Source organism: Pseudomonas sp. NPDC089396 (assembly GCF_044749545.1).
In the GTDB taxonomy this organism is placed as follows: domain Bacteria; phylum Pseudomonadota; class Gammaproteobacteria; order Pseudomonadales; family Pseudomonadaceae; genus Aquipseudomonas.
The window spans coordinates 419,596-441,045 of record NZ_JBIVIC010000005.1 but is presented as its reverse complement, the minus strand read 5'-3'; the positions used below and the strand labels follow the sequence as shown (position 1 = coordinate 441,045).

Below are 21,450 nucleotides of genomic sequence, written 5' to 3'. Positions count from 1 at the left end.
TCATTGCATCTGATAGGTAACGCTCAACATCACGCGCGGCGCTCGGTTCATGCTGTCCAGCGCCACATCTGCCAGCGGTTTGGCCACTTCCAGCGCAACGCTGCCCTCGGGGCCGTCCGCTAGCCGCACCCCTATTGCCACCGAACTCAGGTTGGCATCCTCGAACGGCCCGCCGTTATACCAGGCCTTGGCGGCGTCGAGGAGCGCATAGGGCTGCAGCACAGGCGGCCAACCCGTGCGTGGCCGGATACTGTAGTTGAGCTCGTAGGCCACGCCCCAGCCCTTGTCCCCTGCGGCCTGGTCGCGCGGGTAACCGCGGCCGAAATGCTGCCCACCGAACACCGCCCGCTCGCTCTCGGGCAGGCGCTCATCACTCCAGTACAGCCCACCCGAGACAACGCCCTGCCAGTTTTCCAGCAAGGTGTCGCCCTGGAGCCCCGCCAGTCGAAAGCGCAGGAAGTCCAGGTCGTAGTCGGCATCGCTGCGCGCGCCCAGGTAATCCAGGCCCTGATAGACCCCGGCACTGACCATGCGCAGGCGCCGTGGCTCGGCCTGGCGCCAGTCGCCCTCGAATGACAGTGCACGTACATAGGTGTCGTATTCACGCTGGCCACCGCGCCGTTCATCGATGTGCTCGCTGACCGAATAGAAACGCCCGGTCACGTTCACCCATTCATTCGCGGCAACGATCAGCGGCTGTGCGAAGCCGAGCGCATAGCGCTCGCTCTCGATGCGCTGGGCCAGGTCGGTACCGTCGTCCAGGCGTACACTTGTGCCGGGTTCGCTGCGATAGCGCGCAGCCGAAAGCAGCAACTGGCTACCCTGGGCGTCCAGGTACTGGCTGTAGTCAAGCCGTTGGTAATGGGCCTGGTCATCACCCGGCGGCAGCAAGAAACGTGCAGTCAACTGCTCGGCAAAACGCGTCTGCGCATTGCTGGAAACCGTGAACAGCGCCTGCAGATCCTCACGGCTGCCGTCATTCACGGTCACGGCTGCTGCAAAGGGTTTGCGCGATGCACGCAAGGTAAGCCGTGCCGCCCCCTCGGCGTCTTCACCCGGGACCACCTCGGCCTGCACGGTGACGCCTGGAACACGCTGCATCAGGCCAAGGGTGCGCTGGAGCGTTGCGTCGGTCAGTGGCCGCTCGGTTTTCAGCCGCTCGGCCAACTGCGCGAAGTAGGCCGCCGCGGGGCCGATATCACCCACGATCTGGACGTCTCGGATGTAGCCTTCCACCAGCACCACGTGGGCGCGGCCATCGGCAAGATCCTGCTGCGGCAAGTAGCCGAACGACAGGGGAAAACCGTCGTGGCGGTAGCGCTGGGTCAGGCGATCGGTGAACCGCTGCAGTTCATCCACGGTTATCGATTGGCCCATCAGCGGCTGATAGTGCTCACGCAGCTCGCTCAACGGGTAGACCGTACCGCCTTCGAAACGCACCTTGTGCAGCACCAGTCGCTCGGCCATCGACATCGAAGCAGGCTCGCCAGCGGCCACCCGTTGCAGCTGCGGTGCAACTGGGCGATAGGCATCCAGCGGCAGGTTCGCACTGGGCAGGCGGCGTTCATATTCGTGGCTGTCCAGATACACCGGCAACGGGTCGGCAAGAACCGCGTTGGCCCAGAACACGAGCATCAGGGGCACGACCAGAGGACGCATAGGGTGCTCCAGAATCCCTTGGGTACCGGGGCGTCGCCGGTCACACCCATCACCAGCAAGCGTAGGTGCTGCCCCGGCAAACGTCGAACGCTACTCACCCACCTGGAAGGCCACCCGCGCCGTTGCACCGCTTTCGTCCAGCGCACTCAGCTCGTGCTGCCCGAGTTGCTGGAAGCGCACCAGCAAGCTGCCCTGGCCTTCGGTTTCGCCCAGCGGCTGGCCGTTGAGGAACCACCAGCGCCGACCACCGCCGCCAAGGGCCGACACCTGCAGTTGCAGCGGCTCGGTGCTGCTTGCCGGGCGGCGCAGATTGTCACCGGGACGTACACCGACGATCGACAGCGGTGGCGCGCTGGCCGGGACCTGCGGCGGGCAGTTGCGGTCCACCGCCGGCAGCCGCATCGCTCGCTGCTCGGCGCGCGGCAACCAGGGCTCCAGAGGCGCCGGCCAGAGGGCGATGTCGCGCAGCTTGGCCTCTGGGCAACTGCCATCCACCCGCAGCCCCTGGGGATTGACCCAGACCCGCTCGCGCAACCCCAGGCCGAGCGGCTGGTCGGCCGCCTGCAGGGTCGGTGGCGTAGTCCCGTCGAGCGTCCAGGCGAAGCGCTGTCGCCGGCAGTTGGGGTCCTGGCGCGCCATGGGCTGCCCCAACGGCCAGCAGATCGCCGCCACGCCAACGCTGTCGGGCACGCGCTCGACCGGGACGCTCAACCCGCGCTGGCTGTCGCGGTTGCTCAGCAAGTCATGTACCTGCAGCATCAGCGGTGCTGCTGAACCCAGGCCGAACTGCCCGGGCACCGGCGTGCCATCAGGCCGGCCGATCCAGACGCCGATCAGGTAGCGCGGGCCGACGCCGATTGACCAGGCATCGCGAAAGCCGTAGCTGGTACCGGTCTTCCAGGCCAGCTGCGGGCGTTGCACCAACTCGGCATGCGGGTCGCGGTCCGGCCGCGCCTGGCCGCTGAGAATGCGCCGGATGATCCACGCCGCCCCCGGCGACATCAAGCGCCGCTCCAACAGCGGGTCCTGGGGCTGCAAGCGCACCTGGGCACTGTTGCCGGCCCGGGCCAGTGCGGCATAGCCGCCGACCAGTTCCTCCAGGCGGCTACCGGCGCCGCCCAGAATCAACGCCAGGTTGGGTTCGGCCAGTGGCGGCAGTGCCAACGGCATGCCGGCCATGCGCAGCTGCGCGGCAAAGCGTTTGGGCCCGTAGGCTTCGAGCAATTGCACCGCCGGCAGGTTGAGCGAGAGGGCCAGCGCCGAGCTGGCCGACACCGGGCCACTGAAGCCCATCGAGAAATTGCCGGGGCGGTAGTCGCCATAGCGCCGCGGCACGTCCTGCAGCAGCGACTCGGAATGGATCAAGCCGTCGTCCAGGGCCATGCCATAGAGAAACGGCTTGAGGGTCGAACCCGGTGAGCGCAGCGAGCGAACCATGTCGACATGGCCAAAGCGTCGCTCATCAGCCAGGTCGATCGAGCCCAGGTAGGCCCGCGTCGCCATGGTCTGCGCATCCACCACCAGGATCGCCGCCGAGGTGCGTTCCGGCAGGCGCGCACGCCAGCCCAGCAGCAGGTCTTCCAGACGCCGCTGCAAGGCGGCATCCAGGGTGGTGCGGATCAGCGGCGGGCTGTCAGGGGTATTCAGCCGCCGCGCCAGCAGTGGCGCCAGCGCCGGTTCCTGACGGGGCGCCAGCAACAGCGGCTCTTCGATGGCTTCGCTGATCTGCTGGGCGGGCCATACCTGGTACTCGGCCAGGCGCTGCAGCACCTTGTCGCGGGCGCGCTGGGCGCGCGCGGGGTGCCGGTCCGGGCGCAAACGGCTCGGTGCCTGGGGCAGCACGGCCAGCAGCGCCGCTTCGGCGGCGGTCAGGTGCTTGGGCGACTTGCCCAGATAGGCCCAACTGGCGGCGGCCACGCCCTGCAAGGTGCCGCCGAACGGGGCACGGTTGAGGTAGAGCTGGAGGATCTCGCGCTTGGACAGGTGCCACTCCAGCTGCGCCGTGCGCCACAGCTGCCGCAACTTGCCGGCCAGGGTCCGGTCGTGCGGGTCGAGCAGGCGTGCCACCTGCATCGACAGCGTGCTGCCGCCCGACACCACGCGCCCACCGCGCAGGTTCAGCCACGCCGCCCGCGCCAACGCCAGCGGGTTGACCCCCGGATGATGGTAGAACCAGCGGTCCTCGTAGGTCAGCAGCGCCTGCAGATAGAACGGCGAAACCTCGTCGGGGCTGACCGGGTAACGCCACACCCCCTCGGCATCGGCGAAGCGCCACAACGGCGTGCCGTCCTCGGCCAGCACCACCCGCGCCAGATCGTCTGCCGGCATGGGCAGCGGCCACAGGCGATCCGCCAGCCACAGCAGGCCGCACAGCAGCACGAGCATGATGGCGAGGGTACGCAGGATCCTGCCCGCGCGGGTGCGCGGTCGGGCTAAGCTAGGCATCGGGAACCGACCTGGCCAGGTAATGGCCAAAGGCTTGGAAGCGGCAACTCGCCGAATTGTTCATCAGGAAGCAACTATGCATGTAGAAGGTTTTTTCGAGTGGCTTGGCCAGGCATTGGGTTCATTGATCCGCTTCATCGTCGATGCCTTGAGCGGGCTGTTCAACCTGCTGGCCAATGCCGGGGGCAACTTCATCGATGGGCTGGCACGCACGCTGGGCATGGATACCTCGCTGATCAGCATCCTCGCCCTGATCGTCGGCCTGATGCTGCTGTATTCGGCGATCCGCGCGTTCATGCGTGCCTCGATCATCCTCGGGATCATCTGGCTGGTGCTGGGTTTGTGGGTGATGAGCTGGGTGATCCATTGAGCATGCACCGCCAATTGTAGGAGCGGCCTTGCGTCGCGATCGGGCGCGCAGCGGCCGCAAGGCCAGCGCACGGTGTTTCTGTTGCACCGCATGCGCTGGTTTGGGGCCTCTGCGAGGCCCTTTCGCGACACAAGGCCGCTCCTACAACCTCATCGCGCCTTCACCGTCATCTCACCCTGCCCATCCCCCACTGCCTGCAGGTTCGGCCGGTACATCGACTCCACTTGCGGTGGCGGCACACGGTAGGTGCCCGGCGTTACCGCACGCGCCAAATACAGCAGGTGGGTGGTGCCGTAGCCGTCCAGCTTGAGCGCCGCCACATAGCGGTCATCGCGAAACTCCTGATGCACCACGCTGGCGTTCTGCATCGATTCACGCCATTGCTTCACTGCGCTGCTGGCGTTGTCCAGGCTGGCGGCGCTCTGCGCCAGGTTCTGGTTCTCCAGCTCCAGGCCTGCCGGCAGCAGGTCGACCACCAGTGCGTCAGGCACTCGATCCTGGGCCTTGAGTGCCAGGTGCACCAGCACCAGGTCGCCGCTGTGCAGGTTCTGCAGGTCCAGTGGCTGGCCATTCATGCCCAGGTACTCGCGGCGGATCTCCAGGCCATTGCCCCCGGCGACAGGCGCCTGACGTGGGTAACCCGAGAGAGTGAGCTGCTGATAGAGCGTGGCGTCGCTTTGGTTCTGCAGGCTCAAAGGCGAGGCCAGCAGCGGGCCTTCGAGCTTCATGCCAGCGTCGTCATTGCTGAACTCGCGGACCTCGCCGGCACTGTCCAGGCGCGCCTTCCACTGGCCTTCCGGCTTGCCGAGCAGGCCACGGCCGGCCAGGTACAGGGCGTTGCGTTCCTGTGTCGACAGCCAACGGTTGGCCGCCAACTCATCGGACAGGGCGAACAGGCGCTGGTCGACCTGGTCGCTGGCCAGATTGCTTTCCTGCAGCAGCGCCAGGATCAGCGCCTGGTCACGCAGGTTGCTGCCGTAGTCGGCCATCCAGCCCTTGCTGCGGCTGATGCCCAGGCCGGCCTGCAAGGCTTGTTGCGAACGCGGCTTGTCGCCCATCTTGTCCAGCGCCACAGCCAGTTGCACCAGCGGCAGGCCGGAGCGTGCATCGGCACGTCGATCGAACAGGCTGCGCAGGGCACCGAGCGGCGCCTGCTGGTTGCGCGCCAGCACCAATGCGGCATAGGCCTGCACGGCAAAACGGGTGTGCTCGGCGTTCTCGCTGTAGTCCACCTCGATCAGGTTGCGCTCCTGCAGGTAGCGCAGCAGGCGCTCGTTGGCCTTCTTCAGCGCCTCGGCCGGCACGCCATAACCCTGGTCGCGAGCGCGCAGAAGGAAGTCGGTGACATAGGCGGTCAGCCAGTACTCTTCTTCGCTGTCGGCACTCCACAGGCCAAAGCTGCCGTTGTAGCGCTGCATGCCCAACAGGTGCTCGATGCCCATCTCGATCTTGCGCTTGCGCACCGCCGCCGGCTCGCCCTTGATGCCCAGGCGCGCGAGGCTTTCTGCATCGGCGTAAAGGGACGGATAAAGGCCGCTGGCGGTCTGTTCGAGGCAGCCATAGGGGTAGGCTTCGAGGGCGCGGATCTGCTCGGCCAGGTTCAAGGGCGGGCGGCTCGACAGGGCCAGGCTGGCCTCCAGGCCTGCCGGCTCGAAGGCGGCCAGGTCACCTTCTGGCAGCGTCCAGGGCTGCTCCTTGAGCGCTACCCGGTAGTGCTTGAGCATCGCGGGGTAGGCCGGGCGGATGCCCAGGGTCCATTCGCGGGTGAAGGCACTGGCCGGCTCACCTGGCAACTGCAGGCCATCGACCCGCACCTGCACCTTGCCCTGCCCCAGGCCACCCTGGGCCTGCACCGGAATCATCAGCGTGGTGCGCTGGCCCTCGGCCAGGGTCACGCTTTGCTGGGCGCTCGCCGCCAGGCTCAACGGGCCTTCGGTGCTGATGGCCACGTTCAGTTGCTGGGCCCGGCCGGACAGGTTGGCCAGGTCCAGTGCCAGGCGGGTCTGGTCGCCACCGGCGAGGAAGCGCGGTGCGGAAAGCTCGGCGATCAGCGGCGCGGCCACCACGGTCTTGCCTTCGGCCATGCCGAAATGCTCCTCGGTCCAGGCCTGGGCCATCAGCCGCAGTTCACCGTTGAAGTCCGGGATATCGACCGTCGCCTGGCCTTCGCCCTTGTCGTCCAGGGTCACCGGCAGGCTTTGCTGGGCAACGATGGTTACCGTGGTATTCGGCCGTTTGCCGCCCTTGGCCATCGCCGCGTCGCCACCGAACGCCAGGCTGGCCAGGCGGCCCTGGCCGGCTTCGATGAGCTGGCCGTAGATGTCCAGCTGGTCGGCGCCATAGGCCTTGCGGCCGAACAGGCTGGCGAAGGGGTCGGGCGTCTTGAAGTCGGTAATGTTGAGGATGCCCACGTCCACCGCAGACAGCAGCACATGCACCTGTCTGGGCACACTGCCGTCGGCATTGACGGCCTTGAAACTGACCGTCAGCGGTTGCTTGGGCCGCATCTTCTCCGGTGCCTGCAAGCTCAGCGCCAGCTTGCGCTCGGCGCGGGCCAGGGGCAGGTGGAGGACGCCGACGGCACGTTTTGGCGTGGCGTTGGCCTTGCGCTCGCCAGGGCGAATCACCAGGGCGCTGAGGTACAGGTCGTGGCGGGCCCATTGTTTGTCCAGCTGCACCTCGAAGGTCTTGCCTTCGGCGGGCACCTCGATTTCCTGCCACCACAGCGGGCCTTCGCTGGACTCGACCATCAGGTAACCGCTGCCGGCCGCTGGCGGGGTCACGGTCACTTTGGCGGTGGCGCCGTCGGCGTAGGCCGGTTGGTCCAGCGCCAGCTTCACCTGGTCTGGCCGCACCGCACCGCCTTCGGCGTTGTCCTGGGCTCGGTAACCGGCCCAGAAGCGTTCGCTGGAGACCAGGCCGGTCTGCGGGTCTTCCACTTCTACCCGGTACGGTCCCCATTCCACCTGGAAGCTGAGTTTGGCGGTAGCACCGGCCTCGATGCCGATGGTCTGTTCTTCCTGGGTGAGGAATTTCTCGTTGTAGGCGTAGCTCCAGCCGTCGCTCTGCGAGTAATTCCAGTAGTAGTCGCGGCGCTCGCGAATCAGGCGCACCTTGAGGCCGTCGGCGGCCAGCTTGTGGCCGTCACGGTCAGCCACCAGGAATTCGAATTGTACCGGCCCGTCGCTGTCGGTTTCCTCGCCCTCGAACAGGCCCCGCAAACCGGGCAGGCGCTCGGCGGGCCAGATCGGTTGCTCCAGGCGCCGAGTGATGGGGCGCCCACCCGACTCCTGCAGGCTGGCCTGCACGGTCAATTGCAGCGGCGAGCGGGCCTCGGCCCAGTGGCTTTCGATAGCGACCACGGCCTTGCCGGCCTGATCGAGGGTGACTTCATCCAGCTCCAGGTCCTGGTTGAGGTCGGCCTCGGTGACCGAACCGAACTGATAGCCCGGCAGTGCCGGCACCGCCTCGCGCAGGGGCCGCAGGTAGGCCTGGCCACTCAGGCGGTTGCCCGCGGCCGGGGCGCCATACAGGTAACGGCCGGTGACCTGGATGTTCGCGGCATCTTCGGGTGCGAGCGGCGTGCTGCTGCCCTTGAGTTCCAGCGCCAGGCGCTCGGGCAGGAAGTCTTCGACGAGGAACTCGTACACCTGTTTGCGTCCGCCACCCAGGTCGAGCAAAAGCTGCCAGCGACCGGTCGGGGCTTCCGTCGCCAGTTGCAGCGGGTACTGGTACAGGCCATTGCCATCGGCCTCCCAGACGAACTTGCGGCTGACCTGCTCGTCGGGGCGACGCACTTCCACGCTGACCGGCTGGGCCTTGACCGGCTTGCCGTCCTGGTCGCGCAGCAGGCCGTTGAGCAGCACGGTCTCACCGGGGCGATACAGGTCGCGGGGGCCGAAAATGAAGAACTGCAACGGGTTGGCCTGGGGGCCGGTGATGTCGAACTCGGCCAGGTCCAAGGCCGCGGTATTCAGGCGCAGCAGCGTGGTGTGCACGCCCTGGGTGGCGATCAGGGTATCGGCCTTGGCAGTGATCGGCAGCTGGGCATGGCCCGCGCCGTCGGTGCTGGCCTGGGCCAGCAGCTTGCCCTTGTCGTCGTGCAGTTCGAGGTTGACGCCATTGAGTGCCTTGCCGCCTTCCAGGGCCTGGGCGAAGACATCGAGGCGGTCGCGGTAGCGGTGGGCGGACACGCCGATGTCGCTGAGGGTGAACAGGGTCGCGGGCTGCGAATAATCGTAGGTGCCAGACGCGCGCATCACCGCCAGGTACACACCCGGTTCCTGCAGCGGCTTGATCCCGGCGATGGGCAGCAGCACGGTTTCACGGGTGTTGCGCGCCGGGTTGAGATCGAAGCGGCCGCTGTAGACCAGCTCGGCCATGTCCAGGGTTTCCTTGGACTGGTAGTAGTACAGGCTGCTGTTGCGGCCCCAGCTGACCAGGAACGCCGACAGGCTCTCTGGCTTGACCCGGAAGAACTCGACATCGACCTTGTCGACGTTCAGGGCGATCACCGGCAGGCCTTCGGCCAGGCGTGTGGGCAGCAGCGAGCCACGGCTGGCGAAGCCTATCGTGGGCTGCATGTCGCGGGTTTCCAGGCGTGTCACCGACTCGCTGGCGAGCGGCTGGCCATTGACCGCGAGCAGGCCTTTGTCGACCGTCAGCACCAGTTTGCGCTGTGGCTCCAGGTGGCGCAGGCGCAGCTCCATCTGGTTATCGGAGAGTTCCCAGGCGCCGTCGACCTTGCCCTTCACCGTGTCGACCAGGTGCACTTTGCTGGCGAAGTCCTGCTTGGCGTCCAGCGGCACGGAGAAACTGACCGACAGGGTGCTGGCGCCGTCGAGCTGCACTTCCGAGGCATCCAGCACGCTCAGTTCACGGCCCTCAAAGCGCTTGGCGAGCACGGTAGGATCTTCGTGCCGGACAGCCGGGGCCTTGGCCGGCGCGCTCGCCTGCGTTTGTGTGGCAGGGGCGGGCTTGTCGGGTGTCGAGGAGTCACAGGCGCTGAGCAAGGCCAGCGCGCAGGCCAGCAACAATCCTTTGTTGAACATGGAGTGGGAACTCTTTGGCAGCGGTGCTTGAGGGCAGCAACTATAGCGCAACGGCCGATGGCTGGCCGGTACAATGCGGCCAATTGGAACCCCAAAAGGGGCGCAAAGCGGCCCTGCTTTTCCCAGGAACTCACATGTCTCGAATTGCCAGCGACTGGCGCCATCGCCTCACCCACAGAAAAGTCTGGGCTCTGGCCGCCCCGATGATCCTGTCCAACATCTCGGTCCCGCTGGTGGCGCTGGTCGACAGCACGGTCATCGGCCACCTGCCCCACGCCCACCAGCTCGGCGCGGTGGCCGTGGGCGGCACGTTGTTCACCTTCATGGTCGGCCTGATGGGCTTTCTGCGCATGGGCTCCACCGGCTTCGCCGCCCAGGCGGCAGGGCGTGCCGATGGCGCCGCGCTGCGTCAGGTATTGGTGCAAGGCCTGTTGCTGGCCCTGGGCCTGGCCCTGCTCATCGGCCTGCTCGCCCTGCCCTTCAGCCAGTTGGCGCTGCATGCCATGCAACCGAGTGCCGAGTTGCAGCAATCCACCGAAGCCTTCTTCCATACCCGCCTGCTCGGCCTGCCGGCGGCGCTGGCCAGCTACGCGCTGGTGGGCTGGTTCCTCGGCACCCAGAATGCGCGAGCGCCGTTGGCCATCCTGCTGACCACCAACCTGCTGAACATCGCGCTGAACCTGTGGTTCGTCCTGGGTCTGGACTGGGGCGTGCTGGGCTCGGCGCGGGCCTCGGTGATTGCCGAATGGAGTGCCGCCCTGCTCGGCCTGGCCCTGACCCGCCCCGCCCTGCGCGCCTACCCCGGGCAAATCGCCTGGGCCGCGCTCAAGCGCTGGCAAGCCTGGCGGCCATTGCTGGCGGTCAACCGCGATATCTTCCTGCGCAGCCTGGCCCTGCAACTGGTGTTCCTGCTGATTACCGTGCAGGGCGCACGCCTGGGCGAGGCCACGGTGGCGGCCAACGCGCTGCTGCTCAACGGCCTGCTGCTCACCGCCTATGCCCTCGATGGCCTGGCGCATGCCGTGGAAGCCCTGTGCGGGCATGCCATCGGTGCGCGTGATGGCGAGACCCTGCGCCGCTCACTGGTAGTGGCGTGCGGCTGGTCGTTGATCACCAGCCTGGGGTTTGCCGGGGTGTTCCTGGTGGGTGGGCATCTGTTCATCGACCTGCAGACCGATATCGCCAGCGTGCGGGCGGCGGCGTACCCCTACCTGCCTTATCTGGCGGTGTTGCCATTGATTGCGGTGTGGAGTTACTTGCTCGACGGGCTGTTCATCGGTGCGACGCGGGCGCGGGAGATGCGCAATGCGATGCTGCTGTCGGTGCTGATCGCACTGCCGCTGGCGTGGGCCATGAGCGGGTTTGGCAACCATGGGTTGTGGTTGGCGTTCCTTGGGTTCATGGCGTTGCGGGCGGTGACGTTGGGGTGGGTTGCATGGCAATTGCACAAAAAAGATCTGTGGCTCCACTGATGCAACTGCGCGCCCCCTGTAGGAGCGGCCTTGTGTCGCGAAATGAGGGCGCAGCCCTCACCTGCGTCCTTACAACCACACACAATCCCAATGCGGATACTCACCAGCACGCAGCACCAATCCTGCTCGAACAGGATTGGCAATAATGTATCTCGCAGCAGCTTTCACATCCTCCTCCCTACGCAGTGCCCGGTCATGAAAGCCTGGCTGCCAGATATGCCGCCGCTCGGCACCTGCTCGATAGAGCGCACAGCTGCTTCGCGATTTGAAAGCACACATCAGATTCCCAAGGCTCACTGGCCCGAGTTCGATCAACCAATGCAAATGATCTGGCATCAGTACCCAAGCCAGCGATCGGCAACTGCCCTGATGGTCGCTTAGCCGTAGCTGTTGGATGACAGCTCTGGCAAACAACAGGTGCTTGAACAACAGGGCGCGATTGCGTGTAACGGTGGTGAGCAGGTAGAGCCTGCCTGGCTCGGAGTAGCGTCCCTGACGCAGGCGATGATTGCCTTGACTGTCCATGTCGGTTTCCTTTGAGCAATGTGTTCAAAGGTAGTTGGCGGGGGATTGGGGGGGAGGTTTGGATTGTTTCCGGGTGTGGGGCTGGTGAGGGCTGCGCCCTCATTTCGCGACACAAGGCCGCTCCTACAGCAAACGTGCAGGAGCGGCCCCGGCGATTACGACGACAGGTACGAAGAGCGGGTCAGGCCCAAACGCAGGGCATCGAGGAACTGGGTTCGCTCACGCGCGCTGATCTTGGCGCTGGCCACCTTGTCGCGGTAGTGAGTCATCAACTCCTCCGGCGACAGGTGCACGTAGCGCAGCATGTCTTCGATGGTGTCGTGGGTCTCGATACCGGCGTGGTACACGCTGCCATCGGCGTTCTGGTAGATGTTCACCGAATCGGTGTCACCGAACAGGTTGTGCATGTCGCCGAGAATCTCCTGGTATGCGCCAACCAGGAACACGCCCAGCAGGTAATCCTCACCTTCGTTGACCGCATGCACCGGCATGCTGGTCTCGATGCTCTGCTCGTCGACGTACTGGTTGATCTTGCCGTCGGAGTCGCAGGTCAGGTCCTGCAGCACCGCGCGGCGCATCGGCTCTTCGTCCAGACGGTGCAGCGGAATGATCGGCAGCACCTGGCCGATGGCCCAGGTATCCGGCAGGCTCTGGAACACCGAGAAGTTGCAGATGTACTTGTCGGCCAGCTTGTCGTTGAGCTCGTCCAGCACCTGGCGGTGCGAGCGCTGGCGGGCCTTCAGCGAGTTGTGCAGGCGACGGCACACGGCGAAATAGCACTGCTCGGCCAGGGCTTTTTCGGCCAGGGTGATCTTGCCATCGGCGTACTGCGCCGCCACGTCACCCATGTAGTGCGTTGCGCGCCAGTAGGTCTCGGTGACCATCTCGATGTCGGTCGGGCCCAGCAGGTCAACCAGCCACTGCACGGTTTCCGGCAGGGCTTCCTTGTTCTCGATGGTCGGCACTTCATCATTGTGCTTCTCGACATCGGTCACCTGGATCACCAGCATGGCATGGTGCGCGGTCAGCGAACGGCCACTCTCGGAGAAGATGTGCGGGTGTGGCAGGCCCTGCGCGTCGCAGAACTCCTTGAGCATGCCCACCACCACGCCGGCATAGTCATCCATGTCGTAGTTGATCGAACTGGCATTGCGCGAGTGGGTGCCGTCGTAGTCCACGCCCAGGCCACCGCCCACGTCGATATGGTCGACCGGCAGGCCCAGCGCGCGCAGCTCGCCGTAGTAGCGGATGGCTTCCTTGAAACCGTGCTGGTAGTCGGCCAGGTTGGCGATCTGCGACCCCATGTGGAAGTGCAGCAGGCGGATGCCCTGGTCCAGGCCGGCATCGCGGAAGCGCTGCACCACCGAAATCAACTGGGCGGCCGAGAGGCCGAACTTGGATTTCTCGCCACCGGTATCGGCCCACTTGCTCGATGCCAGCGACGACAGGCGCACACGCAGGCCCACCTGCGGCTTGACCTTGAGATCGGCGGCCTCGTCGATCACCAGCGCCACTTCGGACTCTTTCTCGATGACGATGAACACGTTGTGGCCAAGTTTCTGGCCCATCAGCGCCAGGCGGATGAACTCGCGGTCCTTGTAGCCGTTGCAGACGATGGTGCCGCCCTTCGGCGCCAGCGCCAGCACCGCCAGCAGCTCGGGCTTGGAGCCGGCTTCCAGGCCGATGGAGACGTTCTGCGTGGCGATGATGTTCTCGACCACCGCTTCCTGCTGGTTGACCTTGATCGGGTACAGCGCGGTGTACTGGCTCTGATACTCAAGACGCGCAATGTTGGCGTCGAAGGCGCCGGTCAGCTGGCGCACGCGGTCCTGCAGGATATCGGGGAAGCGCACCAGCAGCGGCAGCGACAAGCCGCTCTGGCGCAGTTCGTCGACCTGTTCGAACAAGTCGATCGGTGCGCTATTGGGCCCGTTGGGGCGCACTTCGACGCGCCCGGCTTCATTGATGGCGAAATAACCAGCGCCCCAATGGCGGATGCCATAAACACTGCGGCTGTCGGCCACGGTCCATTGGCTACCATCGTCTTTGCGTGTGCGTCGTACGGACATTCAAGTCCCCTATAGATAAGTCGAAGACACTGCCCCGCCAGCAGGCGGCTGCAGTGTAAAAGCTGAAAATGACGATTCGCCCGTGTCCAGGGATAGACCCTGGCCACGGCAACGAGTTTAGAAAGCGCTGGGCAAAAAAGCGCGGGCAGGCATCAACCGCCGGATTTTTTTGCCTTGAAACCCTGTTTGGTCAGCTCACCGATCAGCAGTTCGACGTGATCGCCCTGGATCTCGATGACCCCATCCTTCAGCGCACCGCCGGTACCACAGCGGCGCTTGAGGGTGGTGGCCAGCTCCTTGAGCTGGTCGGCTGGCAGCGGCACGCCGGTGACGGTCGTCACGGTCTTGCCGCCACGGCCTTTGCTTTCACGGCGCACACGGGCAATGCCATCGCCTTCGGGGATGATTGGCTGCTTGCAGGTGCAGGCATCCACCGGCTGGCCACAGTCAGGACAGTGCCGACCGGCATCGGTGGAGTAAACGAGACCGCCTAGGGCGGCGAAGGAAGAAGCTTTCTTGGCCACTTTTGTTCCTCGGTGCTGAGGACAAAAACTGGTCGGCGGGAGCCGACCGCGAGGCCCCACTCTGGCAGGGGCGGCGCTACTGCCACAAGACCTGCGGCAGCCCGAAAAGGGCGCGCAGTTTAACGATAAATCACGCTGTTGCTAAGTACTGGATTGCGCCATTTTGCGAATGATTTGCGACTCAATGGCGCTGGGGCTGCTTTGCAGCCCTTTCGCGACACAAGGCCGCTCCTACAGACGGTCCGCGTTGCGCTTGTAGGAGCGGCCTTGTGTCGCGAAAGGGCCGCACAGCGGCCCCAACTTACCCAAGACTAGCCTTGTACCGCTGCAACGCCGCCAACGAGTCCGGGCAATAGGGTTGGACCAGGCTATCGACTTCTGCCTGGGCAAGGCTGACGAATTTCGCCTCGATCACTTCTTCCGGCTGCAGCCGCAAAGGCGCATCGGAAACCGCCGAGTACACCGCGCACCACAAACGGTTGTCCGGCTGGTCGAAATAGAAGCGCTCGTGGAACGTCAACGGCACGCCGTCGATCCCCAGCTCCTCGGCCAGCTCCCGCGCCGCCGATTCGGCATAGCCCTCGCCTGCCGTCACCATGCCGCCGGCAGCCACATCCCAGTACCCGGGATACAGCGCCTTGCTCAAGGTCCGCCGGTGCACGCACAGCTGCCCAGCGCTGTTGAACAGCAGAATGAAGGTACAACGGCCGATCAGGCCTCGCTCGCGCAGCTCGGCCCTGGGCAACGCGCCCAGCACCTGATCGGCTTCGTCGACCCAGGCGACCAGTTCGCGGTCGGAAGCCGCCCGGTGGGCGGCCTCGTCGGGGCTGATGGCCATGCTCAACCCTGCGACAGCAACTGGCGCAGGTCGATGACCGCGGCGTTGGCCCGGGAGATGTAGTTGGCCATGACCAGCGAGTGGTTGGCCCACATGCCAAAGCCGCTGCCGTTGAGCACCATCGGGCTCCACAGCGCTTCTTGCGAGGCTTCCAGCTCACGAATGATCTGACGCACGCTGACCGTGGCGTTCTTCTTCGCCAGCACGTCGGCGAAGTCCACCTCGATGGCACGCAGCAGGTGCGACAGCGCCCAGGCCTGGCCACGGGCTTCGTAGAACACGTTGTCGATCTGCAGCCACGGGGTTTCCACCAGCTCTTCGTCCAGCTGCGGCGCCTGGCCGGCGACCACCGACTCGGTCTTCAGCGAGGAGTTGAGCTTGACCCGGCCAACGCTGGCCGACAGGCGCTGGGACAGCGAGCCAAGTCGGGTGGCGACATCGCCCAGCCAGTTGTTCAGGTTGTCGGCGCGGGTGTAGAAGATCGCGCCCTTGTCGCCTGCGGCCAGGCGGGTCTGGTAGCGCGTCAGCGACTTGATGCCTTCTTCGAACTCCGATTCGCTCGATGGCAGGATCCAGCTCTTGTTGTCGAAGTTGAAGCGCGGCTCGGCCTTGGCCAGGTCGGCGTCCTCGGTCGACTGCGACTGCGAGCGGGCGAAGTCCTTGCGCAGGGCGCGGGACAGGTCACGTACCTGGACCAGCACGCCGTATTCCCAGCTCGGCATGTTGTCCATCCACAGCCCTGGCGGGAAACGGTCGTTGGAGATATAGCCGCCCGGCTTGTTCAGCAAGGTGCCGGCCACGGTCTTGAGGGTTTCCAGAGTGGTATAGCCGACCACCATCTGCTGGCCAGTGCGCTCGGCCGCCGCCTGGGCATTCTGTTGCACCGGGAACAGGTCCGGCTCCTCGCTCCAGTACCAGCCCAGGCCGATGCAGACCAGCAGATACAGGCCGATCAGCGTCCCCAGGGCACGGCTCCAGAGGCCGCCAAGGTAACTACGGGCGGCAGCACCGCGGCCGTCGACACGCTCGCGGGGCTCGGCTTTGGCCTCACGGTTTTTCCAGTCCAGCATGGCTTTGTCCTTAATCAGTCACGACGGTTCAGGGCTTGGACCACAGGCCTGCGCCAGGGTGCCACGGCAAGCCCGTGTCGCAGCACTATAAAGCAGACACCGCCTTACGCATAAGCGACCAATGAGTCGCGAACTGAATATCCGCATTGTTTCGGGCCAAGCATGCGGCGCGAGGCCGGCGTCTTAGCACAGACATGGCATCAGGCCACTAGCGTCATCACCTTGTCATGAAATGGCAATAACTTCAGGCCCCTACCTCCACTCCCCCGCAGGAAGTTCGCGGCTATGCGCCTGAAGTGGCTGACTAATTTCAACACCTTGTTGCTGGTTACCGTGTGTATTGCCCTGGGCGCGACCCTGTGGTGGTCGCAGCGTGCCCTGGAACGGCCCTATCAATTGATGGAGCGTTACCTGAGCCTGTCCCAGCAGTTTCAGAACCAGGCCGCACGCAATATCCAGGCTTACCTGGGCAACGGCGACGCCGTGCGCCACGCCGCGGCCATGGAGGCCAACCAGCAATTGCAGGCGGCATTGACCGAGCTGCCTGACGAACTGGCCAGCCAGTTGCGACCTGGCCTGGACACGTTGAGCGCCTTCACCGCCAACGAACTGCTGGCGGCCGGAAAACTGGCTGGCGATCCGCAAGCCTTGCTGCTGCAGGCCGAACGGGAACTGGGGGCCAACCTCGAACAATTCGCCCGCTATGCGCGCGACAGCGGCAGCGCTGCTGCCAACGGCTATCTGCAGCCGCTGATCGATGCCAGCGTACACCTGGGCCGCCTTTCGCTGGCCCGTGACAAGCTGGTCAGCAGCGGCCGCGCCGAGCTGGCCGACGAAGTGGAGCGCGAGCTGCAGTTGATTCGCGCCCAGGCCCAGGTCATCGACGGCCTACCGTTGCTGGGCGTGACCGGCACAGCCGAATCCAGCGCAGACGACTTCGCCGCCATGATGGGACTGGAAACCCAGGCCAATACTCAACAGGAAGATATCGCGGTTGCGCTCAAGCGCGACCTGCAGAGCCTGATCAACCGCTACCCCGCGGAGCTGCAACGCACCCGTGAACAGATCGAGCGGCGCAGCGCCCTGGCCGCCAGTACCCATGACCGGCTCGACGCCGTGCAACAGGCCATTGCCGGCCTGGAGCCGCACGTGCGAGGCCAACACGCCAGAATCGCCAGCGAGGTGCGCATCATCCAAGGGATGATGATCGGCCTGATCCTGCTGATCGCCTTGCTCATCGACACCTTGCAGCGGCGCCTGGCACGCACCTTGACCGGCCTTGCCCCGGCCCTTTCGCGCTGGGCCGAAGGTGACTTCGCCCAGGCCATCGCCCTGGGCCGGACCAACCGCGAGCTGCACGACATCCAGGAATCGCTCAACCGCCTGCGCCACTACCTGGTGGAACTGGTCGGCACCATCCGCCACAACGCCGAGCAGGTCGCCGGCAGCAGCCACGCCCTGGCGGGCATGAGCGCCGCCCTGCACCAAGGCGCCGAACGCCAGGCCGGTGACACCGGGCAGATCCGCGATGCCCTGGGCGCACTGGAGGCGACCATCCAACAGGTGGCCGGCGACGCCAGTTCCGCAGCCGACGCCAGCCGCGACGCCGGCCGCGCCGTGGAACAGGGCCAGGCCGTGATCGGCCAGAGCCTGTCGGGCCTGCGCATGCTGGTAGACGAGGTCCAGGGCAATGCCCGCATGATCGAGCAGCTGGCCGAAGAGTCGGCGACTATTGGCGGGGTGCTGACGGTGATCCGCTCGATTGCCGAGCAGACCAACCTGCTGGCCTTGAACGCCGCGATCGAAGCCGCTCGCGCCGGCGAGATGGGTCGCGGTTTTGCCGTGGTGGCGGACGAGGTGCGCTCGCTGGCGCAGCGCACCACCGGTGCGACCGGCGAGATCCAGGCCCTAATCGATCGCCTGCAGCAGGCCGCGAAGGAGTCTGTGGTGGGCATGCGGGCTCAGCTCGAACATGCCGAAGCGACTGCCGGTCGAGCCCAGGCCGCCGATGGCGCGCTGGATGACATCGTCAGCGCGATTCGCACGATTGCCGTCACGGCGGTACGCATCGCCGATGTCACGGCGCAGCAGAGTGGCGCGGTGAGCGAGATTCGCGATCACAGTGAGCGAATTCATGCACTGGGTGAGGACAACCTGCAGCGTATTGGCGAAGGGCGTGAGCAAGGGGAGCAGTTGCTGAGCCTGGGTGGAGAGCTGAATCGGGCTGTTCGCGCGTTCAGGGTCTGACAGGTCTGGCCCTATCGCCGGCAAGCCGGCTCCCACAGGTACCCCACAATTCTCATGATCTGTGGGGTACCTGTGGGAGCCGGCTTGCCGGCGATAGGGCCCTTACTGGCGAAACACAATCAGCGGCCATGTGTCGCCCTCCTCCCCCCCAATCCCCAACCCCCCTCATCTCCGCTATCATGCCCCGCATGTTCCACCTCGCGAGTCCGTCATGCGCCGCCTGTTTCTCCTGCTGTTCCTGCTGCTGGCCAGCCCAGCCTTCGCCACGGGCCTGCTCGACAACCGCCCCAGCGCTACCCTCGGCGCCGCCTCGCTGTCCAACGGCGCCGACTTCCTGCCGGTGCACGAGGCCTTCAAGCTCAGCCTGGTCCAGGCCGACGCCCAGACCCTCAAACTGCGCTTCGTCGCCACCGACGGCTACTACCTGTACCGCCACCGCTTCCAGTTCCGCACCGAACCTGCGGACATCGCCCTGGGCACACCGAACATCCCCAAGGGCGAAGCCAAGCACGATGAGTTCTTCGGCGACGTCGAGGTCTATCACGGCGTGCTCGACATCGAACTGCCGCGCAACGACGCCCGCGCCTTCACCCTGCTGGTGGGCTACCAGGGCTGCGCCGACAAAGGCCTGTGCTACCCACCTGAAACCGAGCGTCTGAGCATCGACGGCGAAGGGCCTGGCGCACTGCCGGCCAGTGGCGAACAGGCCTGGAACTGGAAATCGCTGTTGCTGTTCTTCCTTGCCGGGGTCGGCCTGACCTTCACACCCTGCGTGCTGCCGATGCTGCCGATCCTTTCCGGCGTGGTCTTGCGAGGCCAGGTCGGCGGTCTGCGCGGTCTGTCGCTGTCATTGGCCTACATCCTGCCGATGGCGGCCAGTTTCGCCGTGCTGGGCGCGCTGATGGGACTGTTCGGTGCCGGCCTGAACCTGCAGGCACGGCTTCAGTCGGCCTGGGTACTGGTGCCCTTCGCGCTGTTCTTCGTGCTGTTTGCCCTGGCCATGTTCGGCCTGTTCGAACTGAAACTGCCGCACGCCTTGAGCAATCGCCTGGAAAACGTGGCCCACCATACCCGGGGCGGCTCGTTGCTGGGCGCTGCGATCCTGGGTGTGTTGTCGAGCCTGCTGGTTTCGCCCTGCGTATCAGCGCCCCTGGCCGGTGCCTTGCTGTACATCAGCGCCAGCGGCGACGCCGTGGGCGGCGCGCTGAAATTGTTCGCCCTGGGCCTGGGCATGGGCGCACCGCTGCTGCTGGTCGCCACCGGCGGCGCGGCCTGGCTGCCGAAGAGCGGGCCTTGGATGAACACCGTGAAGAACGCCATCGGCGTCTTGCTGCTGGGCCTTGCCATCGGCCTGCTCAGCCGCGTGCTGCCGGGGCCGGTGACCCTGCTGCTGGTGGGTTTCCTGGCCGCCGGTGTAGCGCTGTTCCTCGGTGCCCTGGAGTTCGTGATCAAGACGCCACGCCAGCGCCTGGCGCAACTGCTTGGCCTGGCCTCGCTGGTGTACGCCCTGGCCTGCTGGTATGGCGCCCTGAATGGCCAGGGCGACCCCCTGCGCCCGCTGCCACCGCCCGCCGTCGTTGGCGCCAGCAGTGCTGCCGAAGCCCGCGAAAGCGCCTGGCAGACCATCACCACGCCTGCCGCCCTGGACGCCGCGCTGGCGGACGCCAAAGCCAACGGCCAGCCGGTTCTGCTGGATTGGTACGCCGACTGGTGCATCAGCTGCAAGGTGATCGAGCACGAAGTGCTCAACGCCCCACAAGTCCAGTCCCAGCTGGGTGCGTTCAAATTGCTGCGTTTCGATATCACCCAGAGCAATGCCGAGCAACGCACCCTGCTCGACCGCTACCAGTTGTTCGGTCCACCCGCGCTGTTGTTCTTTGCCGCGAACGGCAGCGAAATGACCACTGATCGGGTGATTGGCGAGATAAACGCCGGCGAATTCGCCGAAGTTCTTACGCGCGTGCGCGGCAAACTCGGTCTATAACTTCCCGCGTGCCGGGAAATTTCTGCCCATGAGTGACCAGATTTAACCATTTGGTCACATACTTCGCGCGAACCTCGGACATCGTGCTGCCTATTGCGGGGAACTGGACACTTGCCGTCGCTTTACGGCACACTCGCCGCGCTGTGTCGAATTGCCCTACAAATCCAAGGAATCCGCAGATGGCAACCTTACTGGTGCTTCATGGCCCCAACCTAAATCTGCTCGGTACTCGCGAGCCGGGCCACTACGGCGCCATGACCCTGGCCCAGATCAACCAGGACCTGGAGCAGCGCGCCCGCGCCGCTGGCCATCATCTGCAGTACCTGCAGAGCAATGCCGAGTACGAACTGATCGACCGTATTCACGCCGCACGCAACGAGGGTGTGGACTTCATCCTGATCAATCCGGCTGCTTTCACCCACACAAGCGTCGCATTACGTGACGCATTGCTTGCGGTGAGCATCCCATTCATCGAAGTGCACCTGTCCAACGTGCACAAACGCGAACCGTTCCGTCACCACTCCTACTTCTCCGATGTCGCCGTAGGGGTGATCTGCGGTCTGGGCGCCAGCGGTTATCGCCTGGCCCTGGAGTCCGCACTGGAACAGCTGGCTGCCAACGCACAGCCCTGATGATTGAGACCTTGGCCCGAGTGGGCCGAGGTTCGAGAGAAACGTTCAGATACGTTTTTTAAATTACGCCCCCTGACCGAACCTTTGGGAGTTGATGATTAATGGATATCCGTAAAGTCAAGAAACTGATCGAGCTGCTGGAAGAGTCTGGCATCGACGAGCTGGAGATCAAGGAAGGCGAAGAGTCGGTCCGTATCAGCCGTCACAGCAAGACCCCAGCGGCTCAACAGTTCTACGCACCAGCACCGATGGCAGCCCCTGTAGCCGCCGCCCCGGTCGCTGCCGCTGCCGCTGCCGCACCGGCCGCCGAAGCCGCCCCGGCCCTGCGTGGCACCGTGATCAAGTCGCCAATGGTCGGTACCTTCTACCGCAAGCCTTCGCCGACCTCGCCGAACTACGCTGAAGTCGGCCAGACCGTGAAGAAAGGCGACACCCTGTGCATCGTCGAAGCGATGAAGATGATGAACCACATCGAATGCGAATGCAGCGGTGTCATCGACCAAATCCTGGTGGAAGACGGTCAGCCGGTTGAGTTCGACCAGCCGCTGTTCACCATCGTTTGAT

14 protein-coding genes are annotated in these 21,450 nt (G+C 65.2%); 6 read left to right on the top strand and 8 right to left on the bottom strand.

The genetic code is table 11. The features are described 5' to 3' along the window. On the bottom strand, positions 1 to 1,659 hold the full coding sequence (locus tag ACIPZB_RS12275) for a ShlB/FhaC/HecB family hemolysin secretion/activation protein (RefSeq protein ID WP_400640396.1): 1,659 nt from the start codon (positions 1,657 to 1,659) through the stop codon (positions 1 to 3). Positions 1,660 to 1,749: 90 nt separating this feature from the next. Beyond that, positions 1,750 to 4,104, bottom strand: coding sequence for a peptidoglycan glycosyltransferase PbpC (gene pbpC, locus ACIPZB_RS12270; RefSeq protein ID WP_400640395.1), 2,355 nt, complete (start codon positions 4,102 to 4,104; stop codon positions 1,750 to 1,752). Positions 4,105 to 4,180: 76 nt separating this feature from the next. Here pbpC and ACIPZB_RS12265 point away from each other — a divergent pair, with 76 nt between their 5' ends. After that, a complete protein-coding gene (locus ACIPZB_RS12265) occupies positions 4,181 to 4,474 on the top strand; it encodes a hypothetical protein (RefSeq protein ID WP_008093106.1) in 294 nt (97 codons plus the stop codon). A 149-nt stretch (positions 4,475 to 4,623) separates the two neighbouring features. On the opposite strand, the gene ACIPZB_RS12260 is transcribed toward ACIPZB_RS12265, so the two are convergent. After that, positions 4,624 to 9,525 (bottom strand): alpha-2-macroglobulin family protein, encoded by a 4,902-nt coding sequence (locus ACIPZB_RS12260; protein WP_400640394.1) that lies wholly within the window; start codon positions 9,523 to 9,525, stop codon positions 4,624 to 4,626. A 134-nt stretch (positions 9,526 to 9,659) separates the two neighbouring features. On the opposite strand from ACIPZB_RS12260, the gene ACIPZB_RS12255 reads away from it, so the two are divergent. Then, entirely contained in the window at positions 9,660 to 10,997 is a 1,338-nt protein-coding gene (locus ACIPZB_RS12255) for an MATE family efflux transporter (RefSeq protein WP_400640393.1), read from the top strand. Positions 10,998 to 11,066: 69 nt separating this feature from the next. On the opposite strand, the gene ACIPZB_RS12250 is transcribed toward ACIPZB_RS12255, so the two are convergent. From ACIPZB_RS12250 to ACIPZB_RS12230, 5 genes are all read right to left on the bottom strand, one after another. Beyond that, the gene (locus ACIPZB_RS12250; RefSeq protein WP_400640392.1) at positions 11,067 to 11,522 is read right to left on the bottom strand and encodes an REP-associated tyrosine transposase; all 456 of its coding nucleotides are present in this window, start codon (positions 11,520 to 11,522) and stop codon (positions 11,067 to 11,069) included. 155 nt (positions 11,523 to 11,677) lie between these two features. After that, positions 11,678 to 13,591 (bottom strand): arginine decarboxylase, encoded by a 1,914-nt coding sequence (gene speA, locus ACIPZB_RS12245; protein ID WP_008093097.1) that lies wholly within the window; start codon positions 13,589 to 13,591, stop codon positions 11,678 to 11,680. A gap of 152 nt (positions 13,592 to 13,743) precedes the next feature. Then, positions 13,744 to 14,115, bottom strand: coding sequence for a translation initiation factor Sui1 (locus tag ACIPZB_RS12240; protein ID WP_400640391.1), 372 nt, complete (start codon positions 14,113 to 14,115; stop codon positions 13,744 to 13,746). Positions 14,116 to 14,416: 301 nt separating this feature from the next. Then, positions 14,417 to 14,953: an NUDIX hydrolase gene (locus ACIPZB_RS12235; RefSeq protein ID WP_400640390.1), complete on the bottom strand. Its 537-nt coding sequence runs from the start codon at positions 14,951 to 14,953 to the stop codon at positions 14,417 to 14,419. A gap of 2 nt (positions 14,954 to 14,955) precedes the next feature. Then, positions 14,956 to 16,023 carry a DUF2333 family protein gene (locus ACIPZB_RS12230; protein WP_400640389.1) on the bottom strand — a complete coding sequence of 356 codons (1,068 nt, stop codon included), beginning with the start codon at positions 16,021 to 16,023 and terminating at the stop codon, positions 14,956 to 14,958. Between the two features lie 285 nt (positions 16,024 to 16,308). Here ACIPZB_RS12230 and ACIPZB_RS12225 point away from each other — a divergent pair, with 285 nt between their 5' ends. The 4 genes from ACIPZB_RS12225 (at position 16,309) to accB (ending at position 21,449) form a co-directional block, all read left to right on the top strand. Continuing rightward, positions 16,309 to 18,270, top strand: a complete 1,962-nt coding sequence (locus tag ACIPZB_RS12225; RefSeq protein WP_400640388.1) for a methyl-accepting chemotaxis protein — start codon at positions 16,309 to 16,311, stop codon at positions 18,268 to 18,270. Between the two features lie 211 nt (positions 18,271 to 18,481). Then, positions 18,482 to 20,254 (top strand): protein-disulfide reductase DsbD, encoded by a 1,773-nt coding sequence (locus tag ACIPZB_RS12220; RefSeq protein ID WP_400640387.1) that lies wholly within the window; start codon positions 18,482 to 18,484, stop codon positions 20,252 to 20,254. A gap of 179 nt (positions 20,255 to 20,433) precedes the next feature. Then, the gene (gene aroQ / locus ACIPZB_RS12215; protein WP_176518061.1) at positions 20,434 to 20,886 is read left to right on the top strand and encodes a type II 3-dehydroquinate dehydratase; all 453 of its coding nucleotides are present in this window, start codon (positions 20,434 to 20,436) and stop codon (positions 20,884 to 20,886) included. Positions 20,887 to 20,987: 101 nt separating this feature from the next. Continuing rightward, on the top strand, positions 20,988 to 21,449 hold the full coding sequence (accB, locus tag ACIPZB_RS12210; protein WP_400640386.1) for an acetyl-CoA carboxylase biotin carboxyl carrier protein: 462 nt from the start codon (positions 20,988 to 20,990) through the stop codon (positions 21,447 to 21,449). The last annotated feature ends 1 nt before the right edge of the window (position 21,450 follow it).